This window comes from Gordonia sp. DT219, from assembly GCF_049847065.1.
GTDB lineage: Bacteria > Actinomycetota > Actinomycetes > Mycobacteriales > Mycobacteriaceae > Gordonia.
In genome coordinates this window covers 1-18,256 of sequence record NZ_JBNCNR010000034.1, presented here as the reverse complement: position 1 = coordinate 18,256, position 18,256 = coordinate 1, and the positions used below count along the sequence as shown (strand labels likewise).

Genomic DNA, 18,256 nt, shown 5'->3' with positions numbered 1-18,256 from the left:
GGGTTCTTTTGGGCGCGGGCTGGGCGCCTCCCCTACCGGTGGGGCGCGCCGGGGGGGGCGGGCGCCCGATAGACGGGGGGGGGGGGCTGCCCCCCGGCCCCCCCCCCACCGCCGTGTGGGTCACCAAAGATCGTAGGAGACATTCACATTCGGGTATCCGGAGTCGATCTGCGGGGCGTTGATGAAGTAGTGGCCGCCGGAGGTCCCGGTCATCGCGGTGTTCACGTTGCCCTGCATGTCCTCGACGTTGTAGGTCGCGCGCGGCCCGAACGCGCCGATCCGGTAGTTGACGAATACCGTCTCGTACGAGGAATTCGGGGCGCTGGTGGTCACGGTTTCGGAGGCCCCGGGTGCCAGCATCTCGTGCGGCGCCTGCACCCACTGCCCGGTGCCGGGAGTTGCGCCGGCCAGCCACTCGATCTGATCGGTGTGGTTGGTGATCGTCATGGCGACGGTCGGCTCGCCGGGGTGGTTCACCGGCACTGTGCCCGCGCTGGCCAGTCCGGCGCCGCCGGCTGCCAGGGCGCCGGCGATTCCGACACCGGCCAGGCCGGCGAGTGCGCGATTCTTGATGCTCTTCGAGATGTTCATGACGTTCTCCTTGGCCGCGGTCCAGGCCTTGTGGGTCCGGGCGCTTGGTGTGTTTCTGACACCAATGACTTTGCCGCGCAGAACCCCTCCGCCGAATCGGCCGACCGGGTGATCCGTCGGGGGATCGTCACCTCCCCCGATCGGGGGAGGCGGGACCGGTGGGCAGGCGCCCGATCAACCGAACCGCTCGGTACGGATTCGGCCACTGTCGTGTCCGGCGGCGAGCATTGCTGCCGCGCAGTGCTCGACGAAGCCGTTCGGGCCGCACACGTAGACGAGGGGCTGCTGCTCCGGCGGAATGGTGGCCGACGCCAGCTCTGCCGCACTCACCCGGGCCGGCGGACGCGGATCATCCTCCGGTGCGATCCGCGTATGAAAGATGTTGACGGGCAGCCGACCATGGTCAACCAGTTGCCGGAGTTCACTGGCGAAGTACCGGCGCTGCGGCGCCCGGATCGAGTACACGAGATTGAACTGTGTGGCCGGTGCCCAGATCTCGCGCATCCGGATCATCGACATCAGCGGCACGATGCCCGACCCGCCGCCGATCAGTTGGACCGGGCCCGTGTCCGTCGGGTTCCAGGTGAACCACCTGCCATGCGGTCCGCTGATCTCCAACGGCTCGCCGACCTCGACGACGTCGACAAGGTAGGGCGACACCTCACCGTCGTCGAGTCGCTCGACCGTCACCTCGACGGTCCGGTCTTCTCGCACATCCGACAGCGAGTAGGCCCGCGCCGTCGAGTACCCGTCGGCGGCGGTCAGCCGGATGTCGACGTGTGCGCCGGCGACGGCATCGAACGACTCACTCAGCGCCAGCCGTAGCGAACGCGCTGTCGGCGTCTGCATTTCGGCACCGACCACTGTGGTGATCTGCCAGTGCGTGGTCACGAATACCGCTGCTCACGCCAAGGATCGCCGTACATGTGGTAGCCGCGTTCCTCCCAGAAACCGGGTGTGTCGGCGGGCATGAAGCGCAGGCGCCGAACCCATTTCGCGCTCTTCCAGAAGTATAGGTGCGGAACGAGGAGCCGCACCGGCCCACCGTGTTCGGGAGCGAGGGGTTCACCGTCGAAGGTGTCGGCGAGCCAGCCCTGCCCGTCGACCAGGTCGGCGAGCGGCACGTTGGTGGTGTAGCCACCGTAGCAGTGTGCCATCACGAAGGCGCCTGGTTCGAACGGCAGACTGACCAGGAGGTCGTCGAAAGACACTCCGCGCCAGCGGGTGTCGAACTTGGACCACCTGGTGACGCAGTGGATGTCGGTGGTGATGTCCTGGTGCGGCAGAGCGCTGAACTGTGCCCAGTCGAGGCTGTGTGCCCGATGCTCGGCGGATTGAATGGTCAAGCGCCACTTGTCGAGTGGCAGGACCGGCGTCGGCTCGGCGGAGAGCACCGGGAAGTCGACGGTCGAGTATTGTCCAGGCGGCAGCCGGTCGGCCTGACGGTCCCGCCGGCCGACGAACCCTCTATTGACGATCGCCATCCGCCCAGTCTAGGTCCGCCCATGGTCATTGCCGTCCGTCGGCGTATAGTCGCAGGTAGCCGACTTACATTCATAGCCTGCGTCAACGTGTGGTCGTGTGTTGGTCACCGACAGAACGCGGCGTGAGCGCCGGTCAGGAGAGTGCTCGATGGTTGGCCGTGTACCGACGTTGGGACCCACACGGGTCCGATTCACCAGCGACCGTACGGCCCCGGTGGCCGGCGCCTGGTATCCCTACACCGCCGACCTGGCCTGCGAGTTGGGCAACCTGTCCGCCGCGGTCAGCCCCCTGATCGGCGACATCACCTCTATCTCCGTCAACTGGCAGAACTACCGCCGCTTCCCGGGACTCGACTCATCCGACTCCCCGGCCATTCCACCGCTGATGACGATCACCACGCCCCAGACCACGGCGACCGTGCTGGTGATTCCCTGCCGCACCTCGTCCTCGCTGGCGGCCGTGCTGCTGCGGCTCGCCGGAGACACCGAACTGCTCGACGGTCAGGCCCACTCCCTGGAAACTTTGCGTGGCCGGCGCATTTTGTCCCTGGCCGGCCAATACCTTCAGGAGCAGGAGTCTGCGGCAGCCGGTCGCTGATCTCGCTCCGAATCACTCATTCCTCATCGCTCATGCCGCGCCGCGAGAGTTCGTTGGCGTCGGCCCAGCCGACGATGTCGCCGCGGCTGATGGCGACCGCAAGCAGGTCGGGGAAGGCGTCGGGTGTGCAGGCGAACGCCGGAATGCCCAGGGCGGCAAGGTCTCCGGCGATCTCCCGGTCGAACGCGGGCGCGCCCTCGTCGGACAGCGCGAGCAACACGACCACCTGCACACCGTCGGCACGCAGGTGCGCCACGCGTTTGAGCATCTCCTCGCGGATGCCGCCCTCGTACAGGTCGGAGATGAGGACGAAGATGCTGTCGGTCGGCCGGCTGATGAGCCCCTGGCAGTAGGCGATGGCCCGGTTGATATCGGTGCCGCCGCCGAGCGTGGTGCCGAACAGGACGTCGACCGGGTCGTCGAGCTTGTCGGTGAGGTCGACGACCTCGGTGTCGAAGACGACGAGCGAGGTGCGCACCGAGCGCATCGTGGCGATCACCGCACCGAAGATCGACGCGTACACCACCGACGACGCCATAGACCCGGACTGGTCGATGGCGAGCACGATGTCCTTACCGACTACCTGCGCGCGGCGGCCGTGCCCGACGAGCCGCTCGGGCACGATCGTCTTCTGCTCCGGCAGATAGTTGTGCAGGTTGCGGGCGATCGTCGCATTCCAGTCGATGTCGCGCAGCTTGGGCCGATGCACCCGGGCGGCTCGGTCGAGGGCGGCGCCCACCGCGCTGCGGGTGCGGTCGGCGATGCGGCGCTCCACCTCGTCGACCACCTTACGCACAAGTGCCCGCGCTGACGCCTTGGAACTCTCGGGTATGGCGCGCCCGAGTCCGATGAGGGTGGTGACCATGTCGATGTCGGGTTCGATGCTGTCGATCAGTTCGGGTTCGGTGAGCAGCGAGTACAGGTTGAGGCGTTCGACGGCGTCGTGCTGCATCACCTGAACCACCGTGGACGGGAAGTACTTTCGGATGTCGCCGAGCCAGCGCGCCACCGACGGCGCCGACTTGCCGAGCCCGCCCTTGCGGGAACCACTGGCCTCGTACAACGCCGCGAGCGCCCCGTCCATCGCGAGATCGGCGCCGCCGAGCGCCGGGAGTTCGGCGGCCGCGGGGTCGCCGAGCACCAGCCGCCATCGGCGGGCGCGTTCGGCGGCGGTATCCGCGGTGTCGTCGTCGTGCACGGCGTCGTCATCGATGGTCATGGCAATCCCAGGATGCGGGCGACCACGGCGACCGCGGGCGCGGCGAGTTCGGCGTCGAAGGTGGTCACGGTGTCGGCGCGCCGTTCGCCACGGCCCAGGGAGGCGACGCGGTTGCCGATGTTGCGGCGGACGGAGGTGTCGAAGACGCCGAAGGTTCGGCGCAGCAACGGCAGGACGTCGGTGAAGTCACGCTCGCCGAGCCCGGTGAGCCAGCCGTCGAGCACCGCGAGCAGATCCCGGTCGTGTACGAGCAACAGGCCGCCCTCGCCGAGGAACCCCTCGATCCACTGCGCTTTCGCGGTGGGGGTGGCGCCGGTGGACAGCGCGAACTGCAACCGGTCCGCGGCGTCGGTCGCCGCGATCTCCCCGCCGTCGAGCAGCAGCCGGGTGGCGCGGCCGACGAGGAGCCCGTTGACGTCGGAACGATCGGCGATCGTCCGCAACGCACCGATCCACCGCCGCCTGTCGTCGGCGTCGAGCAGCACCACGGTCTCGTGGACGGCGTCGACGTGCTCCTTGAGGGCCGTTGCGGCATCGTCGTTCAGGCTGGAGATGGCGCTCGGGATGCCGATGCAGATGCGCGTCAGCAACGACGACGCGACCAGACGCAGGGCGGCGGTGTCGGTGCCGCGGACATCGCCGTAGCGTTGCGCGCGACCGATTGCCGGAAGTGCCTGCATCAGTTGCGCCACATCGTGATCGACGGCCGCGCGATCGCGCAGGGCGGTCAGGATCGGCGGCACCGCGTCGACGAGTTCGGCCAGCAGCGCCGCCTCCAGCGCGCCGGTCACCTGGCCGAGTGACGTGCCGGCGCCGGCCTGGTCGACGACCTTGGCGGTCGCGGCCGCACGTACCGTGGTCCCCCACACCGACGCCATCACGACGTCGATGACGAACTCCGGGCGCCACGCGACGATCCAGCCCTCCTTGAACGTGCCGGTCCCTGACACCTCGTTCGACGTTCCCCAACCCACCCCGAGCACCTGGAGCCGGTGCAGCAGCAGCGATTTAGCCTTGTCGGCGGGTCGGCGCAGATCCAGCACGAGTTCTTTGGCGACCGGATTCATCTTGAGCCGGGCCGTTCGCGCGGTCGCGGTGACGTCGGCCTGCAGCGGCACCACCGGCGCGTCGTCGGGCACGGTGCCGAGTCGCTCGCCGATGACGGCTTCGCGGTACATGAGGTCGGCCAGACCGGTGTCGCCGTGGCACATGACGGCCAGGGTGGCCTCGTTGACCTCGGCGAGCCCCGGGAGTGGCCGGTGCCGCATGACCGCCAGTGTCTCGGCGAGCCGCGCGGTCTCGATGATGTGCGCCGACGACACGTCGATGTCTTTGTCGCGCAACAGGTTGGCCTGGTGGATCAGCCAGCGGATGATGACGTCGTCGGTGGTGGTGAACAGGTGGTGATACCAGCCGGGTGAGATGACGCCGGCTCCGTAGCCAGACGCGCTCGCGAGCCGCGAATGCGTCCATGGCACCCAGGCGAGCCGGGTGCGGATCTTCGGGGTGCCCTTGAGGGTGCGGGTGTCGGCGGCCGCCGGCGGCAGCTTCCCGGCGAGGGCGGGCGCATGCCAGGCACCGCACACCACGGCCACCCGCTCGACGCCGTCGCGTCTCAGCGCTTTGCGCAGGGTCTGCCGCATGTGGGCTTCGCGGCGTTCCTCGTGCAGTTGTTCGGGGTCCGAGTGCTCGGGGTCGGAGCGGTCGGGCGCGCGTAGAAAGTCGTCCTCACGCAGGGCCGCCATGGCTTCGGTGATGGCGACGAATCCGTCACCCTCACCGCGGGTTTCGATGACGTCGTCCCACCAGCGTTCCGGGTCGCTGTAGCCGGCGGCGTCGGCGAGTGCGCGGATCGGGTCGGCGCGGATCCGATCGGCGTGAGTGGGTTCGGTGTCGGTCGTGTGATCGGTGTCGGCGGGTGCCGACCGGTGTGCGAGCACCATCGATGTCGGTAGATCACAGAATTCGACCGGCACCTGGGCGCGCAGGGCCCAGCGCATCGCCTGCCATTCCGGGGAGAATTCGGCGAAGGGCCAGAACGCGGCGAGCGACGGGTCGTCGGCGGCGTAGCCGAGCAGCGCCACCGGCGGCGCCATGCCCGGCTCGATCACCGCGGTGATGAGATCCGTCGCGTCGGCGGGTCCTTCGATGAGCACGACGTCTGGCCGGATGCGATCGAGTTCGCTGACCACCGCACGCGCCGAGCCCGGCCCGTGATGCCGGATGCCCAGCACGTGGGTGCCCGGCGCCACCTCCGGTGGGGCGTTCGTCTCGGCGGTGGTCACGGACATGCTGGTCAGCTCAGCGCCCCGCGAGCGGCGCGGTAGAAGTCGGCCCAATCGGCGCGCTCGCGCACCACGCTCTCCAGGTACTCGGTCCACACCACCGAGTCGGCGGCGGGATCTTTGATCACCGCGCCCTGGATGCCGGCGGCCGTATCGGCGGGGCGCAGCACCCCGTCACCGAAGTGCGTCGACATCGCGATGCCGTGGGTGATCACCGAGATCGCCTCGGCCGTCGAGAGTGTGCCGCTGGGTTGTTTGACCTTGGCGCGGCCGTCCTCGGTGACGCCCGCACGCAGTTCCCGGAAGACGGTGACCACGCGCCGGATCTCCTCGGCCGCCGACGGCAGCTCCGGTAGGTCCAGCGACTTGCCCAGGGCGGCAACGCGTTGCGTGACGATCGAGACCTCTTCCTCGGCGCTGGCCGGGAGTGGCAGCACCACCGTGTTGAACCGTCGGCGCAGCGCCGAGGACAGGTCGTTGACGCCGCGGTCCCGGTCGTTGGCGGTGGCGATGACGCTGAAGCCCTTGGTGGCCTGCACCTCCACACCCAGTTCGGGAATGGGCAGCGTCTTCTCCGAGAGGATGGTGATCAGGGCGTCCTGCACGTCGGAGGGGATGCGGGTGAGCTCTTCGAGTCGGGCGATCTTGCCCTCCTGCATCGCGACCATGATCGGTGAGGGCACCAGCGCCTGCTCGGACGGCCCCTCGGCGATGAGGCGCGCATAGTTCCAGCCGTAGCGGATGGCTTCTTCCGGCGTGCCCGCGGTGCCCTGCACCAGCAGTGTCGACGTGCCGCTGATGGCCGCGGAAAGGTGTTCGGACACCCACGTTTTCGCGGTGCCGGGTACCCCGAGCAGTAGCAGGGCGCGGTCGGTGGCCAGGGTCGCGACCGCCACCTCCATCAGCCGGCGGGGCCCGATGTACTTCGGGGTGATCTCCGTTCCGTCGGCGAGGGTGCCGCCGAGCAGGTAGGTGACCACCGCCGACGGCGACAGCAGCCAGCTGGCCGGGCGCGCGGCGTTGTCGGTGCGGGCGAGCGCGGCGAGTTCGTCGGCGTAGAGCTGTTCGGCGTGCGGGCGCAGCAGGTCGTCGGCGGTTGTCATGTCAGCTCCCTCAGTAGGGCGGCTCGGATTCGTAGGGCATCGGACAGTCGCGCCAGCACGATGGTCGCGGCGGGAAGGCGTTCGCGGGTGGTGTCGACGGTGTCGCGCCAGGTGTCGGTGGCCGGCAACCCGACCTGCATCAGGTCGGCCAGTTGCGCGGCGGCCGGGGTGACGCGTCCCGGCCTGGCCACCTCGGCGCCGAAGAGGCGGAAGATGTTGTTCGCCAAGGGTTCCGGCCATGGTGTCGGAAGTGACGGCAATGCCGCGAGTTGGCGCTCCGGCGGGAGGCGCGTGAACTCGGCTTGCACGGCCTGCGAGTCGGCCAGTGCCATCACCGCGGGTAGGGCGTCCGGGTGGCGCATGAGGGCGGTGGCCCAGCGGCGGTCGGCGAACGTTGTTGTTGCGGCACACAATCCGGCAACGAGGGCGCGTTGGCCGGCGTCGATGGCGGCGACCAGTGCGTCGGCAGACAGGTTGAAGTGCTGTTGCCACAGTCGTGGTGGGATACGCGAGAACAGTTGCGTCAGAGTGTGTGTGCCGAGTCCGACGCCGCGGGGTGCGGTGCGGCTGATGCCGTCGCGGGCGAGTGCGGGGTCCGGGTCGGTGGGCATGGCGGCGTGCAGGACGGGGTGTCGTTGCAGTCGGCGGCGTTCCTCGGTGAGAGTCAGCAGTGCTGCCGCCGCGTCGAACAGCCGCTGCTGATGGGCTGATCCGTCGACGTGGTCGAGGATGTCGGCCGCGGTGGCCCGCACCTTGGCCCGCCGGTCGTCCAGTGCGCGTTCGAGGAAGGCTTCGTCGGCGAGCGACGGCGTATGAGACAGCACGGGCAGCAACAGTTCTCGATCGGTGCCCGTTTCCCCGGCCCATCCCGCTTCCAGGAGTTTCCGCGCGGCGTCGGGGTCGCGCGAGCGTAGTGCGGTGAGGTAGGCGACGCGTGCGGCCGGTTCGCCGTGCGTCCACGCCGTGGCATCTGCGGTGTCGGCGGCGAGCGCACCGGTGCCGTCGAGGACGGCTCGCAGTTGGGGTGCGTGCTGGGCGAGCCACCGGCCGCGCGGGCCGACGATCGTCGAGATCACCGGCTGGCCGGCGACGTTGCGGGCGGTGCGGGCCACGAGTCCGGGCAGCATCCGGGCGGGCGGCCTTCGACCGGAGTCGACGAGCAGATCCAGGCCCCACGACGCCAGCCGTGGTGAATGTTCGAGCGCCTGAATGGCGTAGGCGGCGGCCAGGTCTGACATGGGTGGCCGTGGATCGTCCGGGGCGGCGGGAATCGGCTCCGCGGCAACCGAACCCGGCCCGCTCGCGCCGTGGGCGGCGGCGGTGAGCGCGGCCAGCTGCAATGCCACGACGGCAGGGTCGTCCGGCGTCGCGTCGTCGGGGAGGTGTGCGGCGAGGACCGGGTCGGCGTCGGCGGTGGTGACCGGGCGGCTGCGCACCCCGACCAGCGCCGCCGACACCACCTCGTCCCAGCTGCTCATACGCCGATCACCTGCCCGTCGGCGACGATCGACGCCACGTCGATTCCGTCGGGGCCGAGTTCACCGAACACCCCGACCTGCGCGCCACCGGTGAGGGCCAGCAGCAGTGGCCAGCGGTCGCCCACCTCGACGATCGGAATCGCCGTACCGGTGCGATCGATGAGCGCCGGGGTCGCATCGGCGGTCAGTCCGAGCCGGCCGTCGACGAGGACCGGCCAGCTCTGCGCCCACGGATCGTCGAAGACAGCCTGTGCGCGAGCATGTTTCGCGTCGGAGATGCTCATCGGCGCCAGCGATGGAACCGGATCGGGCGGTGGGGTGGCGCCGTCCGAGGGGGCGGACGCCTCGTCGTAGAGGCCGCGCAGCGCGGGGACGCCCGGGTAGAAGTGCATGGCGGTGACGATCGACTGGCCGACCGCGGGCCGCGTGGGCAGGATGGCGCCGGTGGGCGCGTAGTCGAGCAGCATCGCGAAGCGGCGGGTGCCGGCGCCCCACAGCCAGGTGCGGCGGCTCTGCAGGTGATCTTCCTCGGTGTCGCGGCGGCCCAGGCTAAGCCAGAGGTCGATGACGCCGTCGGCGGCGAGGACGTCGGCCTTGGCGACCGGGTAGCCGACGTGTCGGCGGACGGTGGCGGCGAGCGCGTCGGGCAGCTGATCGAGACGTTGGTGGGCGGCGGCAAGGGACCAGAGCCGCCCGAACTCTTCGAGCAGCCGCGCGGGCCACTCGATGGCGCGGCCGTCGGGGCCGGCGAACAGGGCGGGCAGCCGGCGGACGCGGTTGGCCACGCCGGGTGCCTGCGCGTCGACGAGCCGCGCGGCGACCGCGTCGAACCGGCGGTAGGCATCGGTCTCCGCGCCGGCCAGTCCGTGGCCGACCTGGTCGGTCAGCCAGAGTTGCAGGTCGGTGAGTCCGCCGCGTACCCGGTCCACCCGCTGCGCCGCGGTCTTGGCCGCACGGTCCGGATCTTTCGGCGACGCCGACTCGGCGGCCGGTGTCGCGGCACGTTCGGCGCGGCCGGCCAGCCACTCGGCGGCGTAGTCGGCGGGTTCGGCGGCGTCGGGCACCTCGTGCTGCGACCACAGCAGGAGCAGCCCGAGCGCGTGCTTGCACGGAAACTTCCGCGACGGACACGAGCACTTGTACGCGGGCGACGCCGGCTCGACGACCGTTTGATACGGCGTCTTGCCGCTGCCCCTGCACTGACCCCAGACCACCGCGTCGGTGGCGCCGGTGCCCGTCCAGTACGTCGGTGTGGCGAGCTTGCGCCCGGCGCCGACCGACGAGGCGTCCGGCGCGAACGCCAGCACCTGATCGGTCGTCCACCACTCCCCCATGGGGTTCACCCAACCACAGGGCACCGACAGAGGCGATGCCTCACCCGATCATCTCCCGGATGTCGGATGCGGTGATCGCCGTGCCGAACAGTTCGCCCTCGTCGATGGCGGCGTCGAAGAGTGCGCGTTTGCGGTCCTGTAGGCCGACGACGCGTTCTTCGATGGTGTCGGCGGAGACCAGCCGGTAGACGGTGACGGGGCGTTGCTGCCCGATGCGGTGTGCGCGGTCGACGGCTTGGGCTTCGGCGGCGGGGTTCCACCACGGGTCGCAGACAAAGCAGTAGTCGGCTTCGGTCAGGTTGAGCCCGAAGCCGCCGGCCTTCAGGCTGATCAGGAAGACCTGTGTGGTGCCGGAGGTGAATTCGTTGACCGCAGTGGCACGTTGGGGTGCGGTCATGGAGCCGTCGAGGTAGCTGTAGGCGATGCCGGCGTCGTCGAGGTGAGCGCGCACGATGGCGAGGAATGCGGTGAACTGACTGAACACCAAGGCGCTGTGCCCCTCGGCGATCAGTTCCGGCAGGTTCTCCATCAGGAATTCCACCTTGGCCGAGGCGACCGAACGGTTCGTGTCGTCGACCAGGCCCGCGTGCAGGCTGAGCTGCCGCAGCAGGCTCAGCGACCGGAACACCTGGAAGCGGTTCTTCTCCCAATCCCCCAGCAGCCCAAGCACTTTCTGACGTTCGCGTGCGAGGCGTGTGTCGTAGATCTTGCGGTGGCGCGGGGCGAGTTCGAGCTTCATCGCCTGCTCTTGCTTGGCCGGCAGGTCAAGTACCACTTGATCTTTGCGGCGCCGCAGCATCACCGGTTTGATCCGCCGCCGCAGGGTCGCCATGCGTTCGGGTGCCTGCCCGGATTCGATGGGTTTGCGGAAGTAGTCGGTGAATGCTGTTGGGGACGGGAACAATCCGGGCGCGGTCACCGAGAGCAGCGCCCACAGTTCCATGAGGTTGTTCTCCATCGGCGTGCCGGTGATCGCCAGTTTGAACGACGCATCCAGCCGGCGGGCGCACTGGTGGGTTTTGCCGTTGTGGTTCTTGATGAACTGCGCCTCGTCGAACAGCGCTCCGTCCCATTGGAATTCGCTGATGTCGTCGAACAGCAGCCGCAGCAGTGTGTACGAGGTGACGACGAGTTGCGCATCGCCGATGGCCTCGGCCGTCGGGATTCCGGATTTCGCTTCGGTCGCCACCACCGATGTGACCCGCAGCGACGGCACGAAGCGCTGGGCTTCGGCGACCCAGTTGGGCACCACGCTCGTCGGCGCGACCACCAGGAACCGCGCGCCCGGCTTCTTCTTGACCGCCCGCGCGATGAGGGCGAGGGTTTGCAGGGTCTTGCCCAAACCCATGTCGTCGGCGAGGATTCCGCCGAGATCGTTGTCGGAGAGGAACGCCAGCCAGTCGAGTCCGTCACGCTGGTAGTCGCGCAGCGTTGCCTTCACCTGCCGCGGGCTCGCCACGCGCCGTGGCGGGGTGGCGGCGGCGAGCTTCTTCATCCGCGTGCGCCAGGCCTTGAGTTGCGCGTCGACGACGCCGAGTTCGAGGAGTTCGTCCCAGAGCGTCGCATTCATCGACGTGGCGCTTACGTGATCCTTCTCGATCTCGCCGAGCTGGCGTGCTTCGGTGATCAGCTCGGCGAGCCGCTGGAGTTCGGGGGTGTCGACGCTGAAGTAGGCGCCGTCATCGAGGACGATATGTGAAGCGCCGGCGGCGAGTTCGGTGATGACGTCGCGCAGGGGTACCGAGCGGTCGCCGACGGTGATGGTGACGTCGAGGGCGAACCAGTCGTTGCCGACGTCCGAATCGCCGGCGGCGAAGCGGATCTGCGGATCGTCGTCGAGCTGCCGGTAAGTGGTGGCGAGCCGGTTGTCGACGAGGATCTGCGGATAGTCGTCGAGCATCGGCACGATCTCGGCAGAGATGACCGCGGTCTCGACGGGCCGCAACGGCGTCGACGTCCGCAGAACGTGTTCCGGCAGATCAACTCTGGCCGTCTCGCCCGCGAGGATGGCGTCGAGCAGTTGCACAGCCTCTTGTGCCTGAGGGCTGGGCCGGTGCAGCGAGCGGGAACGCCACTCGACCCGGGCCGTCGTCGGCCAGGAACCCGCACATTCGGTGAGCACCAGCATCGGCTCGCGGATCGACTTCCACAGCGACGCTTCGTCTTCGGCATTCCGGTACGGGGTGGCACCGATCAGCTCGTTGGGGTCGAAGAGATGCCGTTTGTCGTTGACGAGGTATCCGACGCTCCAGCTGTAGGCGCCCTGATCGTGGTAGGGGTCGTCGCTCAACGTCAGCACCGCGACGGGTCCGCTGACCGTCGGCGGGTCGAGCACGCCGTCATCGAGGGACACGGCCCGACGCTGTTCGATGTGGGGCAGGAATTCGAGTGCGAACTCGTCCAGATCGGACTCGGGCACCACGACGCTGCGGATGTCCGTCGCGAAGTCGATCTCACCCGGCGTCGGTGCCGGCTCCGCGAAGTCGGCGAGGACCGCGGTCTGATCGATCTCGTACCAGAAGCCGTGCGGGCGTGCGTTGCCGATGAGCGACGACGGCGACACCGCCACCTCGGCGTCATCGACCCGGATGGTGGCCTTCACCTGTACGCCATCGGGCTGCTTGTGGACGCCGTAGTCGATTGTCGCCGACCGCAGTTCGATGTCGTTGACGCGCAGGCCGGGGCCCGGCTGCGGGATGAGCACGACCCCGGCGTCCACGGCATTGCGCAGGGCGGGCCAGACCGCGCGGGGTGCGTTGGTGAGACTCAGTGCGTCGCGGTTGGTGATGTAGTTGTTGCCGGTGACCGCCTGATAGACAGCGCGCAGCGCGTTGCAGTGCTCGGTGTTGAGGTCGACGTTGTATGCGAAGAGCACGTCTTGCCACGACGCACCGGTCTTGATCCATTGGCCGCGCGCGCCCATCGTCATCGGCCGGATATTCAGGCCCGGATCGGGCGCAAACCGCGATGACGCGCCGCGGCCGACCGCGAGGGCGAGGGGTCGGCGTTCGGGCTCGGTGTTGGTGGCCGGAAGGATCTCGCCCAACGCCCTGCGCCACGCCGGCACCGCGGTAGGCGCGACCTGCAGCGCAGCGCCCGGACGAAGCGCGTCCTGCTGCGCCATCAGGAGCAGCGCGGCGGCATGTTTGCAGTAGAACCCGACCGGACAGGTACACAGCGCCTCTAGCTGGCTGACTGTCGGTGGCTCTCCCCGGAACTCCACCGACACCTGGTACTGCATGCGGCCGCTCCCCCGGCACGTACCCGCGAGCAACCGCCCGTCGGCGGACCAGCTGTATTGCCCGACCATGCCGCGGTCCCGGTACTGCCGCCCACGCTGCATCGTCGACGCGCCGAACAGGGCGTCGAGCTCGGGGGCGGAAGCAGTCAGGACGGGAGGTACCACGGTGGACGAGGGTACCGGGTTGGGCGGGGTCAGGTGTGGAGGAGCCAAACCGATGACGCGTCACAAATCGTTCCGCATCAGACTGCCTGTGCCGATATCATCGCGTCGGCGAACGGTCGATCGTCGTCATCGAACAATTGGGGGGGGGACCATGCATCGTCGGATCACTACTCGCGCGGGACTGTCGCTCATCGCGGCATTGGCAATCGCGACGAGCGCATCAGCCTGTGCAAGCTCTTCTCAAGAAAGTGGTTCTGGCACCACAACCACGGCAGCGGACAGCACCGGGCAGCAAGGTCCTACGAACGCAAGCGCCTCCCCGACCGCGCAGAACAGTTCGAGTTCTTCGGGCAGGCCGGCAACCACCGCCGATTGCACGGTCACTTACCCGGCGACCGGTCGTCGCGGCACGGTCGTCGTCAACGATGGCAACCTTACGTGCGAGCAGGCGAAGGTCCTGATCGAGAAGTACCTCGCGCAACCCGTCGACGGCACTTCCGGAAACAACACCAATCACATCCAAGTGGACGGCTGGGATTGTGCGTCTCCGTCGGCAACGACCGCCGAATTGCAGGGTATCGGGACAGAATGCCTACGCGGATCGGACAGCATCCGGGTAGTTCTTCCCGGAGGTTCGACCGCACCTCACCAGGTGAGCGCAGGCGCGTACATGCGTGACGATGGGACGGCCTACCAGTTCTCCGCTGGGGGAGGCTACTGGCGTTGCAGCATCTATACCGAGGAGTCACAGCCGCTCGCCGGCTGCAGCGGCGTAATGCCGTCGAAAGCACCGCAGGTTCTTAACGCGGTGCGCACAAAGATGACGGCGCCGAACGGAGTCGAGCTCGGCAGCTCTGGCGCCGGGCAATTCATAGCTTCCGGCGATCCCCGCTACTTCCCGGAAGAGCACGGAGGTTTCATCACCGGAACCGATCTGCCTACAGGACGCTCACTGTCCGTGAGTGTCTTCACCTGCACCGCGCTGGCAGCCGGAGTCCAATGCGAGAACCGAAATACGCACCACGGATTCATGATCGAGCGAGACAACTATCGGTTGTGGTGACCAGGTGCCCTTGATGCCGGCCGATTCGTGGTGTCAGATGCGCGGCCGAAACCGACGCATCCGCATGGCGGGTCCCGCTTCGACCTCCGCCTGTGAGCCTCATGCCACATGTCCAGCAGATGCTCGGGTCGCGAGAACATCGCTTCCGGGAAACGTCGGAAGACCACTCATGGCGTTGCATTCGAACGACGTGGCAGCTCCGTCTCGGCGATGGACATCTTACTGATGAGCAGGCGCATCGACGCGGTGAGTACCGAATACCGATCCGGGCTATCCCATTATTGTCTCCAAATATTGAGTTTGCTACGGTATTTCCATGTGGGATATCGGCAGTGGGCTCAGCGCACTCTTTGGCGCAATAGTGGGTGGCGGCGTCACTCTGTTTGGTACCTGGCTCACACTTCGAGCCAGCCGCGAAGAACGGCACGAAAAGCGCATTTCTGAGTTAACAGACAGGCAGATCGCTCGACACGAGCAGCTCATTGTTGATCTTTACGCCTTAGATGACACATCTCGGCGAATGCTCGATCATCTGCTAGGCGATTCCATAGACGACCAGGCAAACATTGAGTATGAGAGTTCGTGGGTGAAATCCAACATTAGTCGCGCCCAAGCGAGGTTTGCGGGTCCACCCGAACTGCACCACACCCTGGTTCACGCACTCGAAGTCTCCAAGGACTTTGTAAACGCGATTGACAAATGGCGAGATGATGGTGCAGCACTTACACCGGAGCAGGTGAGCGACTTGCAAAGGCAGTACCGCCAGGCGCGTAACGAGTATATCGAGGCTGCGTCTCAGATCCTGATGCCTCGCGCTCAATCATATTGACCTTTGGCCCGGGCTCGATCGGTCATATATCTCAAAGAGATGCAATCCGAACGTTGTGGTCTGGCGGTGGATGACGATACACGGGGTAACACTCCGCAACTTCGGCTACTGCTCGACATCAGGATCGCGCAGCATAATTCGATCGCAACCGTACGAGACTCACAGAGTTTAGCCTCTGCAGCACTAGCCTGCCGCGCGAAAGCGGTCATAACTGATTTCCAATAGCTCCCGGTTGGGTCGCTCTGCACGTACCTTCGGGACTACCATAAGCGTCTGACCGTGGCGTTCCTGGAGGCCATAGCGCAGCATAGGGCCATCGACCTCATCGAGCAAATCCTTACGAATCTCCACGATGAGTTTGTCCGGGCGGATACCGAGAATCTGTTGATCGAATGCTGCGTGATGGATTTTGCATAGAGCCAGACCGTTAGTAACTGACGCCACACCCGCCTCGGCTGAATCCGGCACGATATGCGCAGCGTCGAGCAACTCAGCATGCCGCAGAGAGCACACCGCACAGCTCGTCTGATAGGCCCGCATCACGGTCGCACGAAACACCGGCTGGTGGAGCCGTTGTTTGACCTCGCGGTTTACGTATCTACGCAATTGACCCTCGATGGGCGACCCGACGCGCACCAGCCCACGCAACTCCTCGGGAGCGAGAACGAACTGTTTGTCGTGAGGCTCCTCGTCCACAACGTAGAGCGGGTAGATAGGCAAGTAGATCCCAGATCCGACACCAAAGAACCAGATCAAGGGCTGCTCCTGCTGCATCGCTGCGCGCAATGCCCGGTTTTGAAAGTGCTGAGGGTCGTCGCCGCGCCACTTGTAACGCAGGAGACCGTCCGGGCCCGTGCCGTCGTCATATGGCCGCTCACCTACCTTTTTCGGGTATGCGGTGAACACTGACAACGCGCTATCAAGCTGACGAGGCTTCCATATGCCGGCTTGCCGGTCTTTGAGACGAATCGGATCGCCCCTGAACGTGAACTCGTCCAGCGAGTCTGCGCTGATCGGTTCCAGGCCGTCCTGTGTGCGCTGGGTCAACCACCCCATCGCAGCCAACCGCAACTCGCGGTCAAACTCCTCGCGCGTGGACACCTATCACCCCCACCGGATCTGACGCAGCTGGTTCGCCGCGGCTCACCGGATAACAGTAGCCCCTCAACGGGTACCGCATCGCATCACCTGCACTGATAGGTCACGTGCGCGGCCCGCGGATGGTTGGTTGTGGCGACTCATTCGAGTGACCGCCCGTCCTCGTCGGTAAGCGGCCCGTCGTATTCGACGTAATGGCGGTGCCGATCAAGCTCGCCGAAGAGGACTTTCAACGTATCACCCATATTTCCGGAGACCGGGTGTGATCTACCGGTCTGAATATGAACTCCCGGTTCTTGATCGAACTCAAGGTCGAGGAGTACCTGTGATATTCGTTGAGCGAGTGCGGCATCGGGCACGTCAATGGTCGCGATGGCGCATTCGGCGCTCTCGACGACGTCGACCTCCACCAGGAGTTCGGGCGCCACAGTCAGGTAAGCCACGGTGGTCCCGTAGCTCGTCGGCGTCCGGCCTAGACATGGCCCCCACGTAACCTCGCAAGAGCGCAGCAAAAGCTCCGCACGCTTCGTCACCAAAGTCTCAACGTCGGCTACCGTTACGTCGCGATCGAGCGCTGTTCCAGCGATGCTGAACCTCCTGACCGCAGACAACCTATCACTGCGCTTCCCATTCGTTCCCAAGCTCGCCACGCTCTGGATCTTCGCACCAACGTGTGACATACGGTCAACCCCTACAAAAGACGCGACGGACACGGTCTCCACGGCGGCGACGTCTCCGTGCGGCCGCATCTCCGCGAGTAGATGCTCGGGTCGGTCCGCCAGCGACTACATGCACTTCAAAGGCAGAAGCCCTTCCTTGTCGGTGCCTCGATGTAGTTTGCGAAAGACGACACAGGCGGCAAGCCGGTCCAATACGGGCTCTTCGAGGTTGAGCGGGCAGTGCCTGGTCAGAGGGCTGGCGTGTCGTTGAGGTGAGACGCCCCTGGTCTCCGGAAATCTGGATGTTGCGAAACATTCCGATTCGGTGAGGAGTACCAGGGGCATGGCTGATGCTACGTCGTTGTTGTTGGGTCTGGAAGGACTCGAGGTCAGGGCGGTCACTCGACTGGCCGATCGTTCTCGGGTGGTGGATGTGGTGACCGCCGATCCGGGGGCTGCGAGGTGCCCGGACTGCAAGGCAGTCTCGTCGTCGGTGAAGGGCCACGCAGTCACCCGGCCCCGCGATATCCGGTACGGCGATGACCCAATCGCGTTGCGTTGGAACAAAACACGGTACTACTGCCAGAACCGGTCGTGTGAGCGGCGCTCGTTCACCGAATCGATCGCGCAGATCCCGCGACGACGACGCACCACCACCCGACTGCGCACTCAGATCGGCCGCAGTATCGGTGAGGCGGCGCGTTCTGTGGTCGAGGTCGCCGCCGCGGCGGGCGTGTCGTGGCCGACCGCGCACACCGCGTTCGTTGAACACGCCAAGACCGTGCTGACCGACCCAGAACCGGTACGAGTCCTCGGGATCGACGAAACCCGCCGCGGCAAGCCCCGCTGGACTCGCGACCAGGATGGGCGCCGCTGGATACGCGTGGACCCGTGGGACACCGGGTTCGTCGATCTCGGTGGCAATCAGGGCTTGTTGGGGCAGGTCGAAGGACGCTCGGGCGCCGCGGTCACCGACTGGCTGACCGCTCAACCCGCGCAGTTCCGGGACACGATCACCCACGTCGCGATCGTTCCGTCGGCGGCGTACGCGGCAGCGGTCACCACCGAGTTGCTGCCGAACGCGCAAGTGGTGGTCGATCACTTCCACC

15 protein-coding genes are annotated in these 18,256 nt (G+C 66.9%); 4 read left to right on the top strand and 11 right to left on the bottom strand.

The features are described from left to right. Nucleotides 1–120: 120 nt before the first annotated feature. The 3 genes from ACPXB3_RS21110 to ACPXB3_RS21100 all read right to left on the bottom strand — a co-directional run bounded on the left by ACPXB3_RS21110 (nt 121) and on the right by ACPXB3_RS21100 (nt 2,075). Nucleotides 121–591: a hypothetical protein gene (locus ACPXB3_RS21110; protein ID WP_425729459.1), complete on the bottom strand. Its 471-nt coding sequence runs from the start codon at nt 589–591 to the stop codon at nt 121–123. A gap of 174 nt (nt 592–765) precedes the next feature. Further along, on the bottom strand, nt 766–1,440 hold the full coding sequence (locus tag ACPXB3_RS21105; RefSeq protein WP_425729482.1) for an FAD-binding oxidoreductase: 675 nt from the start codon (nt 1,438–1,440) through the stop codon (nt 766–768). 38 nt (nt 1,441–1,478) lie between these two features. Further along, nucleotides 1,479–2,075, bottom strand: coding sequence for a sulfite oxidase-like oxidoreductase (locus tag ACPXB3_RS21100; protein WP_425729457.1), 597 nt, complete (start codon nt 2,073–2,075; stop codon nt 1,479–1,481). A gap of 148 nt (nt 2,076–2,223) precedes the next feature. Between ACPXB3_RS21100 and ACPXB3_RS21095 the strand changes: the two genes are divergently transcribed. After that, nucleotides 2,224–2,673, top strand: a complete 450-nt coding sequence (locus tag ACPXB3_RS21095) for a DUF5994 family protein (RefSeq protein ID WP_425729455.1) — start codon at nt 2,224–2,226, stop codon at nt 2,671–2,673. Between the two features lie 16 nt (nt 2,674–2,689). On the opposite strand, the gene ACPXB3_RS21090 is transcribed toward ACPXB3_RS21095, so the two are convergent. Genes ACPXB3_RS21090 through ACPXB3_RS21065 form a run of 6 tightly spaced genes read right to left on the bottom strand, consistent with a single transcriptional unit; the run spans nt 2,690 to nt 13,435 of the window. Continuing rightward, nucleotides 2,690–3,892, bottom strand: a complete 1,203-nt coding sequence (locus ACPXB3_RS21090) for a vWA domain-containing protein (RefSeq protein WP_425729453.1) — start codon at nt 3,890–3,892, stop codon at nt 2,690–2,692. Beyond that, nucleotides 3,889–6,183, bottom strand: coding sequence for a DUF5682 family protein (locus ACPXB3_RS21085; protein ID WP_425729451.1), 2,295 nt, complete (start codon nt 6,181–6,183; stop codon nt 3,889–3,891). Before ACPXB3_RS21085 ends, ACPXB3_RS21090 begins: the two co-directional genes overlap by 4 nt. Nucleotides 6,184–6,188: 5 nt before the next feature. Next, nucleotides 6,189–7,280, bottom strand: coding sequence for an ATP-binding protein (locus ACPXB3_RS21080; RefSeq protein ID WP_425729449.1), 1,092 nt, complete (start codon nt 7,278–7,280; stop codon nt 6,189–6,191). Further along, nucleotides 7,277–8,758: a DUF5691 domain-containing protein gene (locus ACPXB3_RS21075; protein ID WP_425729447.1), complete on the bottom strand. Its 1,482-nt coding sequence runs from the start codon at nt 8,756–8,758 to the stop codon at nt 7,277–7,279. The genes ACPXB3_RS21080 and ACPXB3_RS21075 overlap by 4 nt, the downstream gene beginning before the upstream one ends. After that, nucleotides 8,755–10,092 carry an SWIM zinc finger family protein gene (locus ACPXB3_RS21070; RefSeq protein WP_425729480.1) on the bottom strand — a complete coding sequence of 446 codons (1,338 nt, stop codon included), beginning with the start codon at nt 10,090–10,092 and terminating at the stop codon, nt 8,755–8,757. Before ACPXB3_RS21070 ends, ACPXB3_RS21075 begins: the two co-directional genes overlap by 4 nt. Nucleotides 10,093–10,132: 40 nt before the next feature. After that, entirely contained in the window at nt 10,133–13,435 is a 3,303-nt protein-coding gene (locus tag ACPXB3_RS21065) for an SNF2-related protein (RefSeq protein ID WP_425729478.1), read from the bottom strand. Between the two features lie 214 nt (nt 13,436–13,649). Between ACPXB3_RS21065 and ACPXB3_RS21060 the strand changes: the two genes are divergently transcribed. Both ACPXB3_RS21060 and ACPXB3_RS21055 read left to right on the top strand, forming a co-directional pair. Further along, complete coding sequence (locus ACPXB3_RS21060) at nt 13,650–14,561, top strand: hypothetical protein (protein ID WP_425729445.1); 912 nt, start codon at nt 13,650–13,652, stop codon at nt 14,559–14,561. Between the two features lie 316 nt (nt 14,562–14,877). Then, nucleotides 14,878–15,390 (top strand): hypothetical protein, encoded by a 513-nt coding sequence (locus ACPXB3_RS21055; protein WP_425729443.1) that lies wholly within the window; start codon nt 14,878–14,880, stop codon nt 15,388–15,390. Nucleotides 15,391–15,573: 183 nt separating this feature from the next. On the opposite strand, the gene ACPXB3_RS21050 is transcribed toward ACPXB3_RS21055, so the two are convergent. Together ACPXB3_RS21050 and ACPXB3_RS21045 are read right to left on the bottom strand one after the other, a co-directional pair. Then, complete coding sequence (locus tag ACPXB3_RS21050) at nt 15,574–16,491, bottom strand: HNH endonuclease (RefSeq protein WP_425729441.1); 918 nt, start codon at nt 16,489–16,491, stop codon at nt 15,574–15,576. 137 nt (nt 16,492–16,628) lie between these two features. Then, on the bottom strand, nt 16,629–17,210 hold the full coding sequence (locus ACPXB3_RS21045; protein ID WP_425729439.1) for a hypothetical protein: 582 nt from the start codon (nt 17,208–17,210) through the stop codon (nt 16,629–16,631). 280 nt (nt 17,211–17,490) lie between these two features. Between ACPXB3_RS21045 and ACPXB3_RS21040 the strand changes: the two genes are divergently transcribed. Continuing rightward, a partial coding sequence (locus tag ACPXB3_RS21040; protein WP_425729437.1) for a transposase occupies nt 17,491–18,256 on the top strand: 766 nt, incomplete at its 3' end.

Coding starts and splice junctions, on each gene's coding strand:
- ACPXB3_RS21110 (WP_425729459.1), bottom strand. CDS start 591: ATGAACATCTCGAAGAGCATCAAGAATCGCGCACTCGCCGGCCTGGCC.
- ACPXB3_RS21105 (WP_425729482.1), bottom strand. CDS start 1,440: ATGCAGACGCCGACAGCGCGTTCGCTACGGCTGGCGCTGAGTGAGTCG.
- ACPXB3_RS21100 (WP_425729457.1), bottom strand. CDS start 2,075: ATGGCGATCGTCAATAGAGGGTTCGTCGGCCGGCGGGACCGTCAGGCC.
- ACPXB3_RS21095 (WP_425729455.1), top strand. CDS start 2,224: ATGGTTGGCCGTGTACCGACGTTGGGACCCACACGGGTCCGATTCACC.
- ACPXB3_RS21090 (WP_425729453.1), bottom strand. CDS start 3,892: ATGACCATCGATGACGACGCCGTGCACGACGACGACACCGCGGATACC.
- ACPXB3_RS21085 (WP_425729451.1), bottom strand. CDS start 6,183: ATGTCCGTGACCACCGCCGAGACGAACGCCCCACCGGAGGTGGCGCCG.
- ACPXB3_RS21080 (WP_425729449.1), bottom strand. CDS start 7,280: ATGACAACCGCCGACGACCTGCTGCGCCCGCACGCCGAACAGCTCTAC.
- ACPXB3_RS21075 (WP_425729447.1), bottom strand. CDS start 8,758: ATGAGCAGCTGGGACGAGGTGGTGTCGGCGGCGCTGGTCGGGGTGCGC.
- ACPXB3_RS21070 (WP_425729480.1), bottom strand. CDS start 10,092: ATGGGGGAGTGGTGGACGACCGATCAGGTGCTGGCGTTCGCGCCGGAC.
- ACPXB3_RS21065 (WP_425729478.1), bottom strand. CDS start 13,435: ATGCAGCGTGGGCGGCAGTACCGGGACCGCGGCATGGTCGGGCAATAC.
- ACPXB3_RS21060 (WP_425729445.1), top strand. CDS start 13,650: ATGCATCGTCGGATCACTACTCGCGCGGGACTGTCGCTCATCGCGGCA.
- ACPXB3_RS21055 (WP_425729443.1), top strand. CDS start 14,878: ATGTGGGATATCGGCAGTGGGCTCAGCGCACTCTTTGGCGCAATAGTG.